Annotated in this window: 15 protein-coding genes and 1 riboswitch; of the genes, 9 read left to right on the top strand and 6 right to left on the bottom strand. The window is 60.6% G+C overall.

The features are described 5' to 3' along the window. Positions 1 to 4: 4 nt before the first annotated feature. Positions 5 to 913 (bottom strand): HAD-IIB family hydrolase, encoded by a 909-nt coding sequence (locus DW899_RS02550; protein ID WP_117776043.1) that lies wholly within the window; start codon positions 911 to 913, stop codon positions 5 to 7. 162 nt (positions 914 to 1,075) lie between these two features. Further along, positions 1,076 to 1,186: riboswitch (TPP riboswitch) on the top strand. Between the two features lie 51 nt (positions 1,187 to 1,237). Here DW899_RS02550 and thiM point away from each other — a divergent pair. The 3 genes from thiM to DW899_RS02535 are packed head-to-tail and all read left to right on the top strand — an operon-like array spanning position 1,238 to position 3,114. Further along, a complete protein-coding gene (gene thiM, locus DW899_RS02545) occupies positions 1,238 to 2,077 on the top strand; it encodes a hydroxyethylthiazole kinase (RefSeq protein WP_117799902.1) in 840 nt (279 codons plus the stop codon). Between the two features lie 3 nt (positions 2,078 to 2,080). Continuing rightward, positions 2,081 to 2,422, top strand: a complete 342-nt coding sequence (locus tag DW899_RS02540; RefSeq protein WP_233539874.1) for a thiamine-binding protein — start codon at positions 2,081 to 2,083, stop codon at positions 2,420 to 2,422. Beyond that, positions 2,419 to 3,114 (top strand): thiamine phosphate synthase, encoded by a 696-nt coding sequence (locus DW899_RS02535; RefSeq protein ID WP_117799901.1) that lies wholly within the window; start codon positions 2,419 to 2,421, stop codon positions 3,112 to 3,114. Before DW899_RS02540 ends, DW899_RS02535 begins: the two co-directional genes overlap by 4 nt. Positions 3,115 to 3,350: 236 nt before the next feature. On the opposite strand, the gene DW899_RS02530 is transcribed toward DW899_RS02535, so the two are convergent. Continuing rightward, positions 3,351 to 4,220 carry a patatin family protein gene (locus tag DW899_RS02530; protein WP_117736477.1) on the bottom strand — a complete coding sequence of 290 codons (870 nt, stop codon included), beginning with the start codon at positions 4,218 to 4,220 and terminating at the stop codon, positions 3,351 to 3,353. A gap of 319 nt (positions 4,221 to 4,539) precedes the next feature. On the opposite strand from DW899_RS02530, the gene DW899_RS02525 reads away from it, so the two are divergent. Both DW899_RS02525 and DW899_RS02520 read left to right on the top strand, forming a co-directional pair. Next, on the top strand, positions 4,540 to 7,257 hold the full coding sequence (locus tag DW899_RS02525; RefSeq protein WP_117799900.1) for an EAL domain-containing protein: 2,718 nt from the start codon (positions 4,540 to 4,542) through the stop codon (positions 7,255 to 7,257). Between the two features lie 124 nt (positions 7,258 to 7,381). Then, positions 7,382 to 8,911 carry a diguanylate cyclase domain-containing protein gene (locus tag DW899_RS02520; RefSeq protein WP_117799899.1) on the top strand — a complete coding sequence of 510 codons (1,530 nt, stop codon included), beginning with the start codon at positions 7,382 to 7,384 and terminating at the stop codon, positions 8,909 to 8,911. Between the two features lie 284 nt (positions 8,912 to 9,195). Here the strand turns inward: DW899_RS02520 and DW899_RS02515 are convergent, their stop codons facing one another. Continuing rightward, on the bottom strand, positions 9,196 to 9,516 hold the full coding sequence (locus DW899_RS02515; protein WP_055252192.1) for a DUF3784 domain-containing protein: 321 nt from the start codon (positions 9,514 to 9,516) through the stop codon (positions 9,196 to 9,198). 334 nt (positions 9,517 to 9,850) lie between these two features. Between DW899_RS02515 and DW899_RS02510 the strand changes: the two genes are divergently transcribed. The 4 genes from DW899_RS02510 (at position 9,851) to DW899_RS02495 (ending at position 12,745) form a co-directional block, all read left to right on the top strand. Further along, positions 9,851 to 10,474, top strand: a complete 624-nt coding sequence (locus DW899_RS02510; RefSeq protein WP_055252193.1) for a flavodoxin family protein — start codon at positions 9,851 to 9,853, stop codon at positions 10,472 to 10,474. Between the two features lie 17 nt (positions 10,475 to 10,491). Next, positions 10,492 to 10,833, top strand: a complete 342-nt coding sequence (locus tag DW899_RS02505; RefSeq protein WP_055252194.1) for an arsenate reductase family protein — start codon at positions 10,492 to 10,494, stop codon at positions 10,831 to 10,833. Positions 10,834 to 10,919: 86 nt separating this feature from the next. Further along, the gene (locus DW899_RS02500; protein WP_117799898.1) at positions 10,920 to 12,050 is read left to right on the top strand and encodes a GTP-binding protein; all 1,131 of its coding nucleotides are present in this window, start codon (positions 10,920 to 10,922) and stop codon (positions 12,048 to 12,050) included. Positions 12,051 to 12,145: 95 nt separating this feature from the next. After that, positions 12,146 to 12,745: a tRNA (cytidine(34)-2'-O)-methyltransferase gene (locus tag DW899_RS02495; RefSeq protein ID WP_117799897.1), complete on the top strand. Its 600-nt coding sequence runs from the start codon at positions 12,146 to 12,148 to the stop codon at positions 12,743 to 12,745. Between the two features lie 29 nt (positions 12,746 to 12,774). On the opposite strand, the gene DW899_RS02490 is transcribed toward DW899_RS02495, so the two are convergent. The 3 genes from DW899_RS02490 to DW899_RS02480 all read right to left on the bottom strand — a co-directional run bounded on the left by DW899_RS02490 (position 12,775) and on the right by DW899_RS02480 (position 18,496). Further along, complete coding sequence (locus DW899_RS02490; RefSeq protein ID WP_199570246.1) at positions 12,775 to 15,288, bottom strand: excinuclease ABC subunit UvrA; 2,514 nt, start codon at positions 15,286 to 15,288, stop codon at positions 12,775 to 12,777. Further along, on the bottom strand, positions 15,281 to 16,399 hold the full coding sequence (locus tag DW899_RS02485; protein ID WP_117799895.1) for an AAA family ATPase: 1,119 nt from the start codon (positions 16,397 to 16,399) through the stop codon (positions 15,281 to 15,283). Before DW899_RS02485 ends, DW899_RS02490 begins: the two co-directional genes overlap by 8 nt. A gap of 93 nt (positions 16,400 to 16,492) precedes the next feature. Beyond that, a complete protein-coding gene (locus DW899_RS02480) occupies positions 16,493 to 18,496 on the bottom strand; it encodes a translation factor GTPase family protein (RefSeq protein ID WP_117799894.1) in 2,004 nt (667 codons plus the stop codon). Positions 18,497 to 18,622 lie beyond the last annotated feature (126 nt).

Raw genomic sequence — 18,622 nt, 5'->3', positions numbered from 1 at the left:
CTCCCTAGACGTCCGCGATACCCGAACCCGCCGCATCTGCCTGACGCATAAACGACGGCATCTCCCCCGTCGCGGCGCAGGCGGCAATCTGATGCAGCGCTGCGGCAACCGCATCGTCTGCCGCAGCGCCGATATGCCAGCGTGCGGCAACCGTGACGGCCTCGTTGGCATTGGCGACCGCAACGGAGTTGGGAACGGCATCGATCATGGGCAGGTCGTTATCGGAATCGCCAAATACGGCCACCTCGTCGGGCGTTAGGCCCAAAGCGCGCGCCAGCTCCAGCGCAGCGCAGCCCTTGTCCCAACCAGCCGGAAGGATGTCGAACAGGCGCACACGGTTGTTGGGAAACACAAGCGAGAGCTCCGGCACCTCGGCGGCAACGCGCTCGCGTAGCTCCGCGAGCTCCTCACGCGAACGGGCGCTCCAGATATTCGCCTTGAACACCGGCGCATCATCGACGACAGGGCGGCACGGGGCCTCTTCGCCCTTGAGCCACGCATTGCCGCCCGATTCCATAGCGCGACGCACACGCTCGGCATCACGTGTCACGCAATAGGCATCGTTATCCCAAAAGTCATCACCTAAGCTGTAGACCTTCAGATAGGTATCGTCGGTTTCTTCTTCCAGATAGGCGGCTAAACGCATTAGTGCGTCGCTATCGGTCGCACGCGAGGCGACCGCCTCGCCGTCGACAAACATGACCTGGCCGTTACAGAATGCGCCGGTCGAATAGCACTCGGAACGATTTTTAAACATCCAGCCCATCGCAGACGGCTGACGACCCGAAACCGGACCAAAGTGCAGACCCGCCGCCTGCATGGCATGAATGCCCTCGATGGCATAGTCGCTGGCGCCGTCATGCCCGGCCGGAATCAGCGTATCGTCCATATCGGTCAGCACAAGTTTGATCATAAGGCCCCCTCGGTCATTCTTTATCCCGTCTATTGTACCGACCTGCCAAAAAGGGACAGGTTTATTTTGGCAGGTTTTATCTGGGGAAACGCAAAGCCCCAGTTGTTACCTGCCAAAATAAACCTGTCCCTTTTTGGCAGGTGCGCTAGTATAGGGTCAACAGATTCGATGCGGGAGTGCCGGCGGTGCAAACCACAAGGCTGAGAGGGCATGGGGCCCAATCCTTTGAACCTGTCAGTTAATGCTGGCGTAGGGAGCATGCCGCCTTTTTAGGGGCGCTGTCTATGCACAGCGCCCCTTTTCTATGCCAAGGAGGCATGTGCAGTGATCGATTCGAAACAGCTTAAGCAAAATGTGGTCAAGGCCGTGGGGGAGATTCGCGCCACCAATCCGATGGCAGGCTCCATCACCAACACGGTGACGATTGACTTTGTCGCCAACGCACAGCTCGCCGTGGGCGGATCGGCCGCCATGGTCTATCTGCCCGACGAGGGCGAGGCACTCGTTGCCGGCGGCGGCGCCATCTATCTCAATATGGGTACGCTCTTCCCCATCTACGAGCAGACGATTCCCCGCGCGGCCAAGGCGGCACACGACGCCGGCAAGCCCTGGGTGCTCGATCCGGTGGGCCTGGGCATCGGCAGCCTGCGCACCCAGCTGGTAGGCGAACTCAAGCAGTACAAGCCCGCCATCGTGCGCGGCAACGCCTCCGAGATCATCGCACTCGCCGGCCTGTGGGGCCTTGAGGGCGAGGCGGCCGACCTGAGCCGCGTACGCGGTGTCGATACCACCGACACGGTAGACGCTGCCCGCGATGCCGCCGTGGCGCTCGCCCGCTACACCGGCGGCGCCGTTGTGGTCTCGGGCGAAGTCGACCTGATTACCGACGGCACAACCGTGGCCAAGTCCCACGGCGGCAGCCCGCTCATGTCCAAGATCACCGGTTGCGGCTGCTCGCAGGGCGGCGTGCTGGCCGTGTATGCCTGCGCCGCCGATCCGTTTACGGCAGCCGTCTGCGGTGCCGCCGTCTACAACGTTGCCGGCACGCGTGCCGCCGCTGTCGCCGATGCCCCGGCAAGCTTTAAGGTCACCTTTATCGACGAGCTCTACCGCGCGACCGCCCAGGACATTGCCGATAACCGACTCGAGCTCGAGGAGGCATAAGCCATGTCCGAGCCCGCAACCGATGCCGGCATGAACACACTCGTCGCCGTAGCCATCGCCCCGTGCGGCACCGGCGACGAGCTGTCCGCCGAGGTCGCCGAGGTCGTACGCGTCATTCGCGAGAGCGGCCTTCCCAACCGCACCACCTCGATGTTCACCGAGATCGAGGGTGACTGGGACGAAGTCATGCAGGTCGTGCGCGACGCAACCTTTGTGTTGGCGAGCAAGGACATCCGCACCGAAGTCGTGCTCAAGGCCGATATTCGACCCGGATTTACCGACACCATGACTGGCAAGCTCGAGCGCATGGAAGCGCAGATCAAAAAGCAGGAGGAAGCACAGTGAGCATCCGCGACAACCTTGATATCTCGGCCTATCTGGTACTCGGCCCCGAAAACACCCTCGGACGCCCCGTGGGCGATGTGGTGGCCCAGGCGCTCGACGCCGGCTTTACCTGCATTCAGGTGCGTTCCAAGGTGGCAAGCGCCCGCGAGATCATCGCACTGACGGGCGATGCCGCGCAGGCCATCGCTCAGGCCGGCAAAACCGGGCAGGTCGCGCTGCTGATCGACGACCGCCTTGACTGCGTACTTGCCGCACGCGAGCAGGGTATTGCCGTCGACGGCGTGCATGTTGGCCAGAGCGACATCCCCGTCGAGGTCTGCCGCAAACTTTTGGGCCCCGATGCCATCGTGGGTCTTTCGGCCCGCTGCGAGGAGATGCTCGAGTACGTCAAGACCGCCGACATGAGCCTGGTCGATTACCTGGGCGTAGGCCCGCTCCACGAGACCGAAACCAAGCGCGACTGCGGACGTGCGGCCGACGGCTCCATCATCACCAAGAGCTTTGAGGACCTGGCCGCCCTCCATGCGGCAAGCCCCGTCCCCATTGTGGTGGGCGGCGGCGTCAAGACGGCCGATCTGCCGCAACTCAAGTCCACCGGCGTCGACGGCTTCTTTGTGGTGAGCGCCGTCTGCAGCGCCGACGACCCCTACGCCGCCGCCAAGGAGCTCGTCGACACCTGGCAGCAGGCATAGGCATAGGCTGAGCACCCGCTCCGCAGCCTCATATCTTCAGCAATGGAAAGCGCATCCCAGTTTGGACCTCCATTCTGGGATGCGCTTTCCATATAGAGGCTCAACGGGAAACCGCATCCCAGTCTGAACGCATATTCCGGGACGTACTTTCCGAAACCCCACCGTTTGGGAAACTGTAACCCGTTCTGAGCGCTCATTCTGGGACGCGCTTTCCGCCGAGTCCACGGCAGCTTGCCCTACCCCGCCAGATACGCTTCCAGCGCGGGCAGCGTCGCCTCCGCATCGCGACGGCCGATCTGATAGATGCGTTCGAGTTCCTCGGGCTCGCGGCACAGCGACGGCACCTTCACCGATTCGCTCGGCCGCACCACAAAGATCTCGCCAGCGGCCTCGCGACGCGCCAGGTCGTCGAGCGTGGCGTTATATACCTCGTGCCGGTGCTCAAGCGCCGCAACAAACTCCGGATAGTGACGATACACGCGACGCAGCATAGGCATCACGCTATTGGGCTGCTTTACAAAGCCCGCCGGCTGCGTCAGCACCACCACGTTGCGGTCATAGCCCTGCGCAAACAGCCATGCGCTGGGAATGGAATCGGCAACGCCGCCATCCAGGTACTTGTGCCCCTCAATGGCAACGGGTCGTGTTGCCACGGGAATCGCCGACGACGCCCGGATCCACTCGATATCATGCTCATCACCGTAAGGCAGGTCATGGTAGACGGCCCGCCCCGTCTTAAGATCGGTGCACACGCAGGTAAACCGCATGGGGCAGGCACGATAAGCCTCCAGGTCGATGGGATCGCGCTCGATGGGCACCTCGTGATAGGCAAACTCGGCATTGAACATGTCACCGGTTCGCAGCCAGCTCGTCACGCTCGCATAGCGCTTGTCAGCGCAATAGGCCTTGTTGTAGCGAATGGCACGGCCGATTTGGCGCGATTTAAAGTTGTAGCCAAACGCCGCGCCCGCCGAGACGCCCACCATATGGTCGCAGGTCAAGCCGTGCTCCATCCATACGTCGAGCACGCCCGCCGTATACATACCGCGGTAGCCGCCTCCCTCGAGCGCGAGCCCCACCGTGCGCGTCGTATCTGGCTGTGCCATGCGACCATCTCCGTTCCTGCGTTTTAAAACGGAACAAGTATACCCATCAACAAATATCGTCTCAGTCGCATTTTCATCGAACATCGTCGCGTTACCGTTTGGCGAATAATGGCCGCCCGCAACATGGGCACCCCTACATAATTCCATACACTTGTTTATACTACTCAGTAGTTATCAGCCGAGAGCACGAACCGACAAATAAACCCAACGACGCAGCAAGGCGGGGGCTTGGAAACACGCAAGGCGTTGAGCAGCAACGCATGTGCACAACGAGCTCGCCCGACGCAATCCGCCCCGACCTCAGAAAGCCGCTTACAGTATGGATAACGCCAGCAATAATACCGAAACGCTCGAAAAGACCATCCGTGGCCTTCTGGAGCGTCAGGACGATCTGATCAGGACCGCCTTTACCGACGAGCTCACCGGACTTGGCAACCGCGGCGGCTTTACCCGTTCCTTAGAGGAACTCTGGGAGCAGGAACTGCCCGTGACCATGGCGTTTATCGACATCGATAACCTTAAGCACTGCAACGACATCTTTGGACATGACGAGGGTAACCGCTATATCTTGCAGGTGAGCCTCTATCTCAAACTGTATATGAAGGTGGACGAGGCGGCATTTCGTCTGGGGGGCGACGAGTTCGCCATCCTATCTACGATTGCGACCGAGGACGACCTTGCCGAACGTCTGGAACACTGCCGAACGGTACTGCTCGAAAACAACGCTTCCAAGATGCCTCACTCGTTTAGCTACGGAGTGGCACACGCCGACCCCGCCCTGGGCGAAGCCCCCAATCGCTTGACGAACGATGCCGACCATCGCATGTACGACTACAAGCTACGTCATGCCGTGCACCTTGATCGACGCAATATCGCACAAGCCCACACCGACGACTTCGAAATAAGCGATCGCATTTTCGACGCCCTTTCGATGCTCAACGAAGGCCGATATTTCTTTATCGAGAACTTGGACAAACATCGAACCCTTTGGTCACAAGGCGCCTTGCGCGATCTTGGCCTTCCTTCGGAGCATATAGACAACTGCCACGATTACTGGAAAACGCGTGTCCATCCCGATGACCTTGAGGCCTATACCAACGACATCGACCAAATCTATGACGGCTCCAAACATCGCCACGTCATGCAGTACCGCGTGCGCAATGCCGCCGGCGACTACATCCTCGGCCGTGCTCGCGGGTTTCGTATCGACGGCGACGGAAATGTCCCCTCGCTCTATGTCGGCGAGCTCGTCAACCACTCGCTTGCCGAGACCGTCGACGCCGCCACGGGTCTCGGAACGCAGCGCACGCTGATCAACGCTATCGATGCCTGCCGTCGCGACCGTTGCGAGACGGGGCTTATAGCAGTGCGCGTTCGCGGCACGGCCAAGCTCAACGAGCTCTACGGGGCCGAGGCCGTCGACAACATGCTCGCCGAATACGCAGGCCGCATGCTGTCGATTACTCGCGGCAGGAGTCGCGTCTTCCGCTCACGCAACGCCCAGTTCGTCGTGCTTAGCAACAATTTGGATCACGAAGCATTCGAGCAACTGATCCAACATCTCAAAGAGGCCGTTTTCGCTCCCGTTCGAATCGCGGACGACACCATTACCCCCGTCTGTCTTGTCGTTCCGGCCTTTTACGAGCACCTGACCAATCAAACGGCCGCCGTTTTAGGCGAACTCGACCGTCGCATTCGCACGGCCGGCGGGCTTGTTCCCAACGACAGCCTCCCCATACCCGAGGTGGAGCGCAAAAGCGCCATCGCCGAACGCATCGATCCGCTCACGGGTCTCTATCGACCCAGCGAGTTTATGCGCCGCGCCAACGAATTTCTCGAGACAAGGCGCAACAGCGCCTGGTGTATCGCCACCGTCGATATGGGACACATGCGACTGTTCAACGAATGGCACGGACAGGCCGAGGGCGACCGCATGCTCGCCGATGTGGGCACGGTCCTCAAAGACATCGAGAATGCCGACATGGGCGTCGCAGGGTACTGGGGCCAAGACGACTTTTGCATACTCATCCCCTTTGAACACGACACCGTCCATCAGATCTATAGCCGCGTTCGCCAGGCCGTGGCCAAGTATGATGACGGCGTGGGATTCTGGCCGTCCATGGGCGTCTACCCCATCGACTCCAACGAGAAAATCACCATCGATGCGCAGGCCAAGGCCATGTTTACCAATCGGCGCGCAAAAAACGACTTTAAGGAGCGTATTGCCATTTTCCGCCCCGAGGAGTACGAGCGCGAAATCGCGTTCCACCGCATGCTGACCGAATTCCAATATGCGCTCTCCAACGGCCGTATTACCTACTACCTGCAGCCCCAGGTCGACATGGAAACCGGCGAGATCATTGGCGCCGAAGCGCTCACGCGCTGGATCGACAAGGATGGCTCCCTCATTTCGCCCGCCACCTTTATCCCCACTCTCGAGGAAAGCGGTTTTGTGGTGACGCTCGACAAATACGTTTGGCAGGGCGTTGCCTTGTGGCTGCGTGAGTGCATCGATCGAGGGCTGCGCGTAGTTCCGATCTCGCTTAATGTGTCGCGCGTGGATATCCTTGCCTGCGACGTTGCCGAGCATATGGGGGCGCTCGCCGCCCAATACAACCTGCCGCCCGAGCTCATGCGCATCGAGATTACCGAGACAGCTTATACGGGAGAGTCCGAGGCCGTGAATAAACTAACGGCCGACCTGCACACCCGCGGCTTCTCGACCTATATGGACGATTTTGGCACCGGCCAGTCCACGCTCGCGATGCTCAAGAACGTCAACGTCGACGTCATCAAGCTCGATCGCACGTTTGTACCCGCCGACGGCGATCAAGGCCGTAGCGCGCAAATCGTTTCATCAATGCTCGAGATGGCGCAGTCGCTCCATCTGCCCGTTGTGATCGAAGGCGTCGAGACCGATGAGCAGGCGAACGTGCTGCGCCAAATGGGCGCCCGCTACGCTCAGGGCTTTCTCTACTACCGCCCCATGCCGGCAAAGGATTTTGAGGCGTTACTCGATGGTGGCGACAACAACTAATACGCTCGTGCGCAAACGCCACCGTCGAGGGAGCGTTTGTTCCCATGAGCTAACTAATACCCCAATCTAAACCGAATTGGGAGTAAGATACAAACCATTGTTCCATTCAAGGAGGTCATCCATCATGAACGAGTCGTATCGCCTGGGCGAGCAATCAATCATCGCTCATCTTCAGCGGCTTGCGAACGGGGCCTCAACCACCGAGCTCGATGTTGCCGCGCTGCCCCCGGAGCTGTGCGCCATCGGCGAGCAGCTACAGAAGACATTTGCCATCCTGCAGCAAGAACGCGAGCTGCTTGAGCGCGGCGCCTATATCGACTCGCTCACCAATCTTGGCAACCGTGGCGGACTCGACCGCCACGTCGATCAGCTCTGGCGCAAAGGCACCCCCTTCACCTGCGCCTATATCGATATCGACCGCCTTAAGCATTGCAACGATAAGTTTGGCCACACCGAGGGTAATCGCTACATCCTGAACATCTGCCGTGCACTCACCGAGACAATGGAGCCCGATGAGTTGCTGTTCCGTATCGGTGGAGACGAATTTGTACTTATATCCCCCACGACAGACGAAGCCGAGCTCGAGCAGCGCCTGGAGCGGACGCGTGCCAATCTTATCGAGGCAACATCGGACGGCAAGGCGCCCATGATCGCCAGCTTTAGTTTTGGCTGCTCGCGCGTCGACCCGCTTGCAGGCGATACGCGTCGCCAGATGACAAAGGACGCCGACCGCAAAATGTATCGCTACAAGCTCATGTACCGTGTGCAGCAGCCGAAGGAAAACGACGCATCCATGCGCCCGATCGCCGATCAGCCTCCCTGCAACGACCGGGTGTTCCAAGCGATCTCCATGAGCTCCGAGACGCGCTATCCGTTTATCCTTAACCTCGATACCGGCGAATCGCAATGGTCGATTAATGCCGTGCGCGATTTTGACCTGCCCTCCCAGCATCCCTATAACTCGCTCGATATGTGGCTCGCCCGCGTTCACCCCGAGGACCGCGACAACGTGCGCAGCGAGCTCGATATGGTGGTAAACGGCGCGTGGCACTTCCATTACATGCAGTATCGCGTCATGAATACCGCTGGTAAATATGCGCTGTGCGAGTGTACGGGCTACCGCTTGGATAGCACCGAAACCGAGCCCAACATGTATGTGGGCATTATCATCAACCGAAGCTTGGCGGATACGACCGATTCCGTGACCGGCCTGGGCGATATCCACGCCCTGGTCAACGCCATTGGCGAAATGCGTCGCGTGGCGCGCAAGGCAGGCCTGGTCGCCATCAAAATCGACGACATCGCCAAGGTCAATGCCCGCTTTGGCTTTGATGCGGGCGACCGCGTTTTGGCAGAAAGTGCCGCCTGCCTCATGGACTGTTCGCGCGGCAAGGGCCGTCTGTTCCGCTCGACCGGACCGATGTTCGTGGCGCTCTTTGACGAGCTCGATCCCGAAGAGACCGACGCGGTCGCAGAAGAAATCGAGCGGTTCTTGGGGTCGCCCGTACTCTTTGGCTCATTTGAATATCAGCCGCCCATTCGTGTGGCCACACTTCATCTAGATGCCGTCGACCGACAGCCCGTTTCCATTTTGAACGAGCTCAAAGCGCTACTTGAAGAGGCACCACAAGTACCGGGCACCAAGCTGGACTAGCGTTATGGGGCGCATGATGGTTAATTTCCGATCTCAACCGAACACATTGGGCAAATAGGTCGTACCCGCAGTTAGCCGAACGTCCCCGCAGTCCCTCCCGGGGCCCGGGGGCACCGTTTCGATACTCTTGGTTTACTTTGCCTGATGCAAATAAGTGCTCAACAAGATAGAACCTATCCCTCGCCACGGATATGCCCTCGAGTAAATCTGTTAAGCCAAGCCTATCAAATTCTATTGACAATTGGCTGCATTGGTCCATTTTGTCGTCCAGCCACTTCCGCTGGCTATCGCCTCATAAACACAAACCTAACGAGCCGCACGAACGACAAAGAGGCCAAGCTGAACAGAAGTAGAACCAAAACTTCAAAAACGCTGGTATTCCAATCGCGTACCCAGTCCTCTACCGCCCACAAGAAAAACAGCAGCCCCATCCATAACGTCACAGAAGAAATCAGCTTTGCGTAAGGGCGTATATCAATCTCGCTCTCCCTTTTTGTGACATCATATCCAGCAATTGAGCAGAGCCATCTTCCTCTTCGGTATTGGATTGAAAGGACAATCAAGGCAATCGAAGTCATCAAGCAAACAGCATCCTCTGTTTCCATAGAGTTTCCTTTGCTTTCCATCCTAGTTACGCATTCACAATCGAATCAAACCAAGTATGAATTACTCGATAGCAACCGCCTTAGTATAAACCATAGCCGCCGCAGCAGCCCGCCTTCCAAGGCCTCAAAGCTCGCCATCGAGGGCGACCCGCCCAGACCCCTTACAATCTGCTCGCACGAGGCCCCGCACTCCAACATCCTCTGGACCGTATCCCGCTCGTACCTGGTGAGCGTGCCTGCCGTGGGCCCTCGGGGCCGGCATCGTGCCCCACGCCATCTGCCCGCTCGTGCGATAATCCTCTGCAGAAGTCACCGACAGCAGAGGGAGTTTGTGATGAAGGTTCTTTTGGTCAATGGCAGCCCCAAGGCAAACGGCAACACGGCCCGCGCACTCGCCGAGGTCGCCGAGCAGCTCAACGTCGAGGGCATCGATACCGAGATGTTTCAGCTGGGCGCCAAGCCTATTCGCGATTGCATCGGTTGCGGCCAGTGTGGCAAGCTGGGCGGTCGCTGCACCTTTGACGACGACGTGGTCAACGAGCTGATCGCTGCCGCCGAACAGGCCGACGGCTTTGTCTTTGGCTCGCCTGTCTACTACGCGCACCCCAGCGGCCGCATTCTCTCGGCACTCGATCGCGTATTCTATGCCGGTAGCAAAGCTTTTGCACACAAGCCGGGCGCTGCCGTCGCCGTCGCCCGTCGCGGCGGTACGTCGACGACCTTCGACGTGCTCAATAAGTACTTCACCATCAACCAGATGCCTGTGGTAGCGTCCACGTACTGGAACAACGTGTTTGGCTGCGTGCCCGGCGAGGCCGATGGAGATGCCGAGGGTCTGGCCACCATGCGAAACATCGGCAAAAACATGGTCTGGCTCCTGCGTTGCATCGAGGCGGGCAAGGCTGCCGGCATCGAAGCCCCCGAGGCCGATCGCGAGCGAACCAACTTTATTCGGTAGAACGGCGGAACATAAATATGAACGTGCAAATTTTCGGGACTAAGAAGTCCTTCGATACCAAGAAGGCCCAGCGTTATTTTAAGGAGCGCCGCATTAAGGTGCAGTTTATTGACCTTAAGGAAAAAGAGATGAGCAAGGGCGAGCTCACGAGCGTGATGCAGGCGGTCGGCGGCATCGACAAGCTGCTCAACCCCAAAGCCAAGGACGAGGAGACACTCGCGCTCATCCAGCACCTTACCCCCAGCCAGCGCTTCGACAAGCTGCTCGAGAACCAGCAGGTTCTGGCCGAGCCCATCGTGCGCAACGGCAAAAAGGCCACCGTCGGCTATTGTCCCGATGTGTGGGGAGCCTGGGAGTAGCCTGTGTTATTTGTCGGCGCGTGGGTATAAGAGCTGGCGTTTGGCATAAGATTCAACTGTAAGCCATGTCTAACAAAGGAGGGCACATGCCCAACAAACCCGTGAAGATCATCATGCTTACCGGCTACCTCGGTGCCGGCAAGACCACGCTGCTCAACCACATCCTCGCCAACGACGGCGGCATCCGCGCCGCCGTGATCGTCAACGATATCGGCGAGATCAACGTCGACGCCAGCCTTATCGCCGACGGCGGCCTTTCCGAGACCGACGACCTCATCCCGCTCACCAACGGCTGCATCTGCTGCACGCTTTCGGACGACCTGGCCAACCAGCTGCAGGGCATCGCCGATTCGGGCAAGTTCGACTACATCATCATCGAGGCCTCGGGTATTTGCGAGCCTATCCCCATCGCCTACACCATCTCGAGCTTCTGCGACGAGGCCAAGGTGGGCGGCGAGCCCAAGCTCGCGCTCGACAACATCGTGGCCGTGGTCGACTGCGCCCGCATGTACGACGAGTTCAACGGCGGCCGCGACCTGCTGGCCGAGGATATCGACGAGGACGACATCGAGAGCCTGCTCATCCAGCAGATCGAGTTTTGCTCCACGCTGATTCTTAATAAGACTGACACCGTCACCCCCGAGCAAATCGCAGAGCTTAAGGCCATTGTGCGCAGCCTGCAGAAGGACGCCGTGATTATCGAGGCCCAAAACGGCGAGGTCCCCATGGAGGAGCTGCTCGACACCGACCGCTTCGACTTTATGCGCGCCTACAACTCCGCCGCCTGGATCGAGGCCATGGAGCATCCCGAGGAGCACGACGACCCCGAGGTGCTCGAGTACGACATCGAGACCTTTGTGTACTCGCGCCGCAAGCCGTTTGACCTGCAGAAGTTCACCGATTTTGTTGAGCAGGAGTGGCCCGACGAGGTCATCCGCGTCAAGGGTCCGCTGTGGCAGACCGGCGATCCGGACATGTGCTACATGTTCGAGCAGGCCGGCCACCAAATGCGCCTGATGGAGAACGGTCTGTTCGTTGACTCCGCGCCCGAGGGCGAGAAGCAGAAGATCATCGACGAGAACCCCGAGATCATGCAGATTTGGGACGACGAGACGGGCGACCGCATGACGAGCCTGTGCATCATCGGCCGTCACATGGACAAGGATGCGCTCATCGCCTCCCTCGATGCCTGCCTGACCGACTGGCACCGCGCCTAGATTTATCCAAGCGGGCATTTTTCCGCCTACGTAACCGCCAAACCACCACGAAGGTGCCCTTCGTGGTGGTTTTTCGTTCTGAGCCAAGGAGATTCATGTTCAACATCGTGCTGTACGCGCCCGAGATTCCGGCCAATACGGGCAATATCGGCCGCACCTGCGTGGTCACCGGCGCACGCCTGCATCTGGTGGAGCCGCTGGGGTTTTCGCTCGACGACAAGACAGTGCGTCGCGCCGGCCTGGGCTACTGGCAAAACTTGGACGTGACGACCTATGCCGGCTGGGAGGACTTCCTTGCGCGCAACGGTCTCTCTCCCGCCGACGAGCGCCTGCACCTGCTGACCAAAAAGGCGCGCCGCACCTATGCGCAAAGCACCTACCGCGACGGCGACTTTTTGGTCTTTGGCAGTGAGAGCTCGGGGATTCCCGAGCCACTGCTTGCCGCGGCGCCCGCGCGCTGCGAGCGCATCCCCATGCTGCGCGATTGTGACTCGCTCGATAACGCCGAGGCCTGGGAAGCCCACGAGGAATCGCTCGGGCATACCGAGGACAGCCACGAAGCCATCCTTCAGCAGGATATCTGCGGCAACTTCGTCGACCCGGACGACTACCGCATCAGCGCCCTCAACCTCTCCAACAGCGCCGCCATCGTCCTCTACGAGGCCCTGCGCCAAACAGGCTTTCCGGGAATGTGACAAAGGAACTGTCCCTTTGTCACATTCGGTTATAGGTAGCGGCCGGTGATGCTTGCGGGGCAGGCCACGATGTCGCCCGGCGTGCCGGCGCAGACGATTTGCCCGCCCGCGTCACCGCCGCCCGGGCCCATGTCGATCACATAGTCGGCGTTGCGGATAAGGTCGAGGTCGTGTTCGATCACGACAACTGTGGCGCCCTTGGCGACGAGGCCGTCAAACACACTCAGCAACACCTGAACATCGAGCGGATGCAGGCCGATCGTGGGCTCGTCAAATACGAATACGGCATCGTCCTGCACGCGGCCCATCTCGCTCGCAAGCTTAAGACGCTGCGCCTCGCCGCCCGAAAGCGCCGGCGTCGGCTCACCGAGCGTGAGATAACCCAATCCCAGGTCGTGCAAGGTCTGCAAGCGCGCCTGTACCTTTTTGAGTCCCAGCGTGGCGTCGAGGGCCTCGTCCACACTCATGTCCATGAGCTGCGGCAACGTCAGTAAGCTCCCGTCCTTGCCCTCGCGATGGATATGCGAAGCCGCGTCTGCATAACGTGAGCCGCGACATGACGGGCAGACGATCTCGACATCGGGCAAAAACTGCACGTCGAGCGATATCGAACCCGTGCCATCGCACGTAGGGCAGCGCAAGGCGCCAGTGTTGTAGCTAAATGCGCCCGCCTTGTAGCCGGCTGCCTTGGCCTCGGGCGTGCGGGCGAAGGCGCGACGCAGCTCGTCATGGATGTCGGCATAAGTCGCCACCGTCGAGCGCACGTTGGCGCCGATGGGCGTAGCGTCAATCAGGTTGGCGCGCGCGATGCCCTCGGCATCAACCCAGCGCACGTGCCTTGGCAGGCGCTCGCCGGCCGCCTGCGCCTTGAGTGCCGGAATGAGCGTCTCGAGCACCAGCGTCGTCTTGCCCGAACCCGAGACGCCCGTCACCGCAACAAGGCGACCGCGCGGGATATCGGCTTCGAGCGGCTTGACGGTATGGATGGCATCGGTCGCCATGCGGATATGACCCTGGTCGAACATTTCGTCGTCAACCACCTGCGGGCGCAAGCGCCCGGGGTCCGAGCGCAAAAACGGCGCGATGCGGCTGCCCTGCGATTGTTCGACCTCGCCCACCGTGCCAGCAGCGATCACATTACCGCCGCCCGCTCCGGCAACGGGGCCCATCTCGACCAGATAGTCGGCTTCCGCCAGCACGCGCGTGTCGTGATCGACGACAACCACGGTGTTGCCGTCATCCACCAGATCGCGCATCACGCCTACCAGGCCGTCAACGTTAGCAGGATGCAGGCCGATCGAAGGCTCATCGAGCACATAGAGCACGCCCGTCGAGCGGTTGCGTACCACGCGGGCAAGCTGCACGCGCTGGCGCTCACCCGTGGAGAGCGTGGCACCGGCGCGGTCGAGCGAGAGGTAATCGAGACCCAGGTCAACCAGGCGACGGGCCGCGCCCAAAAACGAATCGCAGATATCCGTCGCCATGGGCCGCATCTCGGTCGGCAAGGATGCGGGCACGCCGCGCACCCACTCAATCGCCTCGCCCAGCGTCATGGCAGCCGCCTGCGCTAGATTGATACCGCGCACCTGGGGCTGACGCGCAGCCTCGGAAAGACGCGTGCCGCCGCAGCCACGGCATGGCCCCTCGCGCAAAAAGCGTGCAACGCGTTTGAGGCCCTTGTCGTCCTTAACCTTGGCGAGCGCATTCTCAACGGTATAGACGGCGTTGTAATAGGTAAAGTCGAGCGGCGTGGCGCCCTCGCCGTTTTTGGGAACGTAAAGAATGTGCTTCTTAACCGCCGGACCATGGAACACGATGTCGCGCTCTTGAGGCGTGAGCTGGTTAAACGGCACGTCGGTACGTACGCCCATCTCACCTGCCACCTGCTTCATCAAGTCCCACATGAGCGTGCCCCAGGGAAACACCGCGCCTTCGTTGATGGTCTTGGACTCGTCGGGCACCAGACTCGCTTCGTCCACCTCGCGCATGACACCGGTACCGCCACAGGTGGGGCATGCACCGCCGCTATTGAAAGCCAAATCCTCGGCACTCGGCGCGTAGAACTCGCGGCTGCATGCGGGGCACGTGAGCGACAGGCCTGCGGCCACGTTGAGGCTCGGCTCCACGCGCGCACCGCAATGTGGGCACACGTGATGGGCGCAACGGCTAAAGAGCAGACGCAGGCTATTGTTGAGCTCGGTCATGGTACCAAAGGTCGAGCGCACGCCTGGCACACTAGGACGCTGATGCAACGCGAGTGCCGCCGGTACGTGCAATACCTCGTCCACCTGGGCGTGCTCGGCCTGCGTCAGGCGACGTCGAGTATAGGTGCTGAGCGCCTCCAGGTAACGGCGCGAGCCCTCGGCATAAAGAACTCCCAGCGCCAGCGAGCTCTTGCCCGACCCCGACACGCCAGCAATACCCACGAGCCTTCCCAGCGGAATATCGATATCGATGTCCTTAAGGTTATGGACGCGCGCACCGCGCACCTCGATAGCCTGCGGGCTCATCTTCTGTTCCGTCACCTTTATCACCCTACTCATGCCATAAAACGCGGTCGCGGATATACTCGCCCAGCATGGGCACGGTAAACCGCACAAGGCCGTATCCGGCGGCCTCGATGACGCGCTCGCGAATCAGGCTTGCGCGATATTTACTCGCCCAGCTCTGAGTGCGATCGCAGCGCTCAATGATATCCGCCATGCGCGTCGGCTTACCCTCGTCAGTAGCCATGGCCTCGATAAAAAGGCGCTGTGGACTGCGCAGCCCGTAATACAGGGGCGCATCGACCGCTTCGTAGAACTCGGAGACGGCATCCGCATGGCCATCCTCGACATCGCGTCTTTCAATGACTCGCGAGTTGCGCCGGACAGCAGAGCGCCACATGTAATATCCCACCAGCTGAACCATATAGGGATGCCCCATGCTCTTGTGTGCCGCAAGGTCCGCCGTCTCCGCGTCAACGCAAAGGCCAGCGTCTTTAACCGTCTGGATATATGAATCGCGCACCTTGGGCAAAGATATCGCCCCCAGCGTACGCTGCTGGGCACGCCGCAAAAACGTCACGCTCGGCTCTTCGAGCAAATCGTCTACCATACTGGGTAAGCCGGCGAACACCAGCGCAAGACCGCGCTGGTCGCTATCGGACAAGCCCGTGGCATCCTGATCTCCGAGCACCTGCTGATAGAGAACGGCAAGAGCCGCCAGTTCCTCGATAGACGCAGATTGTGCCTCGTCAATCGCAAACAGGATGCCCTTGCCTGGACCGAGCTTCTTGAGGCGCTCGTTGACCAGCCCCCGTAGCGTCTGGCCCTTTGCCCGAGCCGCCTCGACCGACATCCGACCAAACGACGGCCCAAACTCCATTGACGTCACAACGGGTTTATTCGAGCGAAGCGCGTCGGCCAGGCGATCGCATAAGCCAAGCGAAGCGGAATCGGAGACAACCGCCCATCCGCGCTCATTGGCTAGACGTTGCAGCTCCCGCAGGAGAACCGTCTTGCCGCAGCCGCGGTTTCCCGTAATGAGCATGAGCCTGCCCGGCGCTCCGGCGCCGTTGTCGAGTCCTTCCTCGAAATCTTCGACGACCGACTCGCGACCGATGAGCATCGGAGGCCGCTTGCCTGCCGTTGGCTTAAAGGGATTTGGATTCATGTCGGCCTCCTCGGATTGGCAAACCCTGGTAATAGTTATACCAACTTGTACCGAGTTATACCAATAGCATGTGACAAAGGGGCTGCCCCTTTGTCACATGTGGCCGAAAAACTCGGCGTCGGCTGCTCGCCAGGGGCGGAAGGTGGCGGGATCGACCTTTACGTGCTCCGCGGCGGGCACGTCGTACCATTTGACCGTGTAGCCGGCGCCGTGGGCGCAAAAGACCGAGTCGGGCGTGTTGGGCAGATCGGCCTCGGGCTCATAGGCGGCCGCCTCGATGACGCGCTCGGCATCATGGCAAGCCGCATAACCGGCGAACTCCAGGTACAGATGTCCGCGACCGCTCGTGTAGGCAGCTACCTCCAGCGCATAATCCTGCACCTCGGATGCCGGCACGCGACCCACAAGCTTCGCCCTCTCGCCCGCCATTGCCGGCGGCTCGTACTCGGCACCCATGCGCGTGGCATCCGAGAGCGCCCGGCCCACGCACTCCCCCGGTACCTCGAGCTCAAAGTGGTACCACGGCTCCAGCAACACGTCTGCGCCGGACTCGCGCGCCCGCATCAAACCCTGGCGAATCGCGCGGTACGTGGCCTGGCGAAAATCGCCGCCCTCGGTGTGTTTGGCATGCGCGCGGCCGCCCGTAAGCGTAATGCGCACATCGGTGATGGGCGAGCCGGTCAGCACGCCCAGGTGGTCGCGCTCCATGGCGTTGGTGAGTGCCAGACGCTGCCAGTTAAGATCGAGCTCGTCGGTCGAGGTCACGGTGCCAAACTGCACGCCCGAACCTGCTGGCAACGGCTCCAGGCGCAGATGCACCTCGGCATAGTGGCGCAGCGGCTCAAAGTGGCCCACACCCTCGACCGGCTGCGAGATCGTCTCCTTATAGAGAATGCCGCCGGGCTCAAACTCGACCGCAAGGCCAAAACGATCGGCCAGCACGCGCTGCACGACCTCGAGCTGCACGGCGCCCATCAACTGCAGGTGAATCTGCTCAAGATGCGTATTCCAGCTTACGCCGAGCATGGGATCTTCGTCCGCCAACTCAGTCAATGCTTTGAACACCGCATGGGCGTCGTGTTCGCCCGGCAGCACCGTATAGGTGAGGACTGGCGCAATGACGGGCGCATCGCCCGCGGACTCCGCGCCCAGGGCGTCCCCTGGGCGAACGTGCGCAAGACCCGTCACGGCGCAAATACCGCCAGCAGCAACTTCTTGGGCAAGCTCATACTTCTCGCCGTTATAGATGCGTACCTGATCGACCTTCTGTTCCCACGCCTCGGCACTAGAATGCCCGCTGATCATCTGTTTTGCGCGCAGCGTGCCGCCGGTCACTTTAACCCAAGCCAAGCGCTCGCCACGATCCCCGCGGCTGACACGATAGACGCGCGCGGCAAACTCCGGGAGCCACGCCTGCTCACGCATCAGCGCGCATATACCATCCAGTAGCTCGTCAACGCCTTGGTCCTTGAGCGCCGAGCCGGCAAAGCAGGGAAAGAGCTTGCGCTCGGCAACCATGCGCGACAGCGTTGCGACAGAAAGCTCACCCGCTTCAAGAAACTCCTCGAGCGCCGCTTCGTCCAACGCAGCAGCGTCCTCCTGAACGGCGCCGCCCGCCAGCAGCTCGTTGGCATCCAGGCAGCCCTCGGAAAGACGCTGCCCGAGTTGTGCCAGCAAAACATCGCGGCCGGGATTCTCCAAATCGATCTTGTTGATGAAGATGAACGTCGGGATGTCATAGCGTGCAAGCAGGCGCCACAGGGTTTCGGTGTGCCCCTGCACGCCATCGTTGGCGCCCACCACCAGAATCGCGTAGTCCAGGGCACGCAGTGTGCGCTCCGCCTCGGCAGAAAAATCGACATGGCCGGGAGCATCCACGAGCATGACGTGGGTATCGCCGTGGTCGAGCACGGCCTGCGACGAGAAAATCGTGATGCCGCGCTCGCGCTCGATCGTGTTAGTGTCCAGATGCGAATCGCCATCGTCCACGCGGCCACGCTTGCGAATGCGGCCCGCGTTGAACAGCATGGCCTCGGCCAACGTGGTCTTGCCGGCATCGACATGCGCCAAGATTCCAACGACCGCTTGCTTCGACATGGCTCTCCTCTTATTGCAAGCCCATCGCACGCGGCAACGGGCGTTCACGCTCCGCACTGGATGATACAATTTACGGGCCGGTGGGCGAAGCGGGCCCTATCCCCCGACCGAGCTCATCGCCCCGCG

This window comes from Collinsella sp. AM41-2BH (genome assembly GCF_003468085.1).
Lineage (GTDB): Bacteria > Actinomycetota > Coriobacteriia > Coriobacteriales > Coriobacteriaceae > Collinsella.
Note: the sequence above shows the minus strand (reverse complement) of the source record. Positions and strands in the feature narration are given on the sequence as shown.

Coding starts and splice junctions, on each gene's coding strand:
- DW899_RS02505 (WP_055252194.1), top strand. CDS start 10,492: ATGAACGTGCAAATTTTCGGGACTAAGAAGTCCTTCGATACCAAGAAG.
- DW899_RS02480 (WP_117799894.1), bottom strand. CDS start 18,496: ATGTCGAAGCAAGCGGTCGTTGGAATCTTGGCGCATGTCGATGCCGGC.
- DW899_RS02485 (WP_117799895.1), bottom strand. CDS start 16,399: ATGAATCCAAATCCCTTTAAGCCAACGGCAGGCAAGCGGCCTCCGATG.
- DW899_RS02500 (WP_117799898.1), top strand. CDS start 10,920: ATGCCCAACAAACCCGTGAAGATCATCATGCTTACCGGCTACCTCGGT.
- DW899_RS02510 (WP_055252193.1), top strand. CDS start 9,851: ATGAAGGTTCTTTTGGTCAATGGCAGCCCCAAGGCAAACGGCAACACG.
- DW899_RS02540 (WP_233539874.1), top strand. CDS start 2,081: ATGTCCGAGCCCGCAACCGATGCCGGCATGAACACACTCGTCGCCGTA.
- DW899_RS02550 (WP_117776043.1), bottom strand. CDS start 913: ATGATCAAACTTGTGCTGACCGATATGGACGATACGCTGATTCCGGCC.
- DW899_RS02520 (WP_117799899.1), top strand. CDS start 7,382: ATGAACGAGTCGTATCGCCTGGGCGAGCAATCAATCATCGCTCATCTT.
- DW899_RS02530 (WP_117736477.1), bottom strand. CDS start 4,220: ATGGCACAGCCAGATACGACGCGCACGGTGGGGCTCGCGCTCGAGGGA.
- DW899_RS02490 (WP_199570246.1), bottom strand. CDS start 15,288: ATGAGTAGGGTGATAAAGGTGACGGAACAGAAGATGAGCCCGCAGGCT.
- DW899_RS02515 (WP_055252192.1), bottom strand. CDS start 9,516: ATGGAAACAGAGGATGCTGTTTGCTTGATGACTTCGATTGCCTTGATT.
- DW899_RS02495 (WP_117799897.1), top strand. CDS start 12,146: ATGTTCAACATCGTGCTGTACGCGCCCGAGATTCCGGCCAATACGGGC.
- DW899_RS02525 (WP_117799900.1), top strand. CDS start 4,540: ATGGATAACGCCAGCAATAATACCGAAACGCTCGAAAAGACCATCCGT.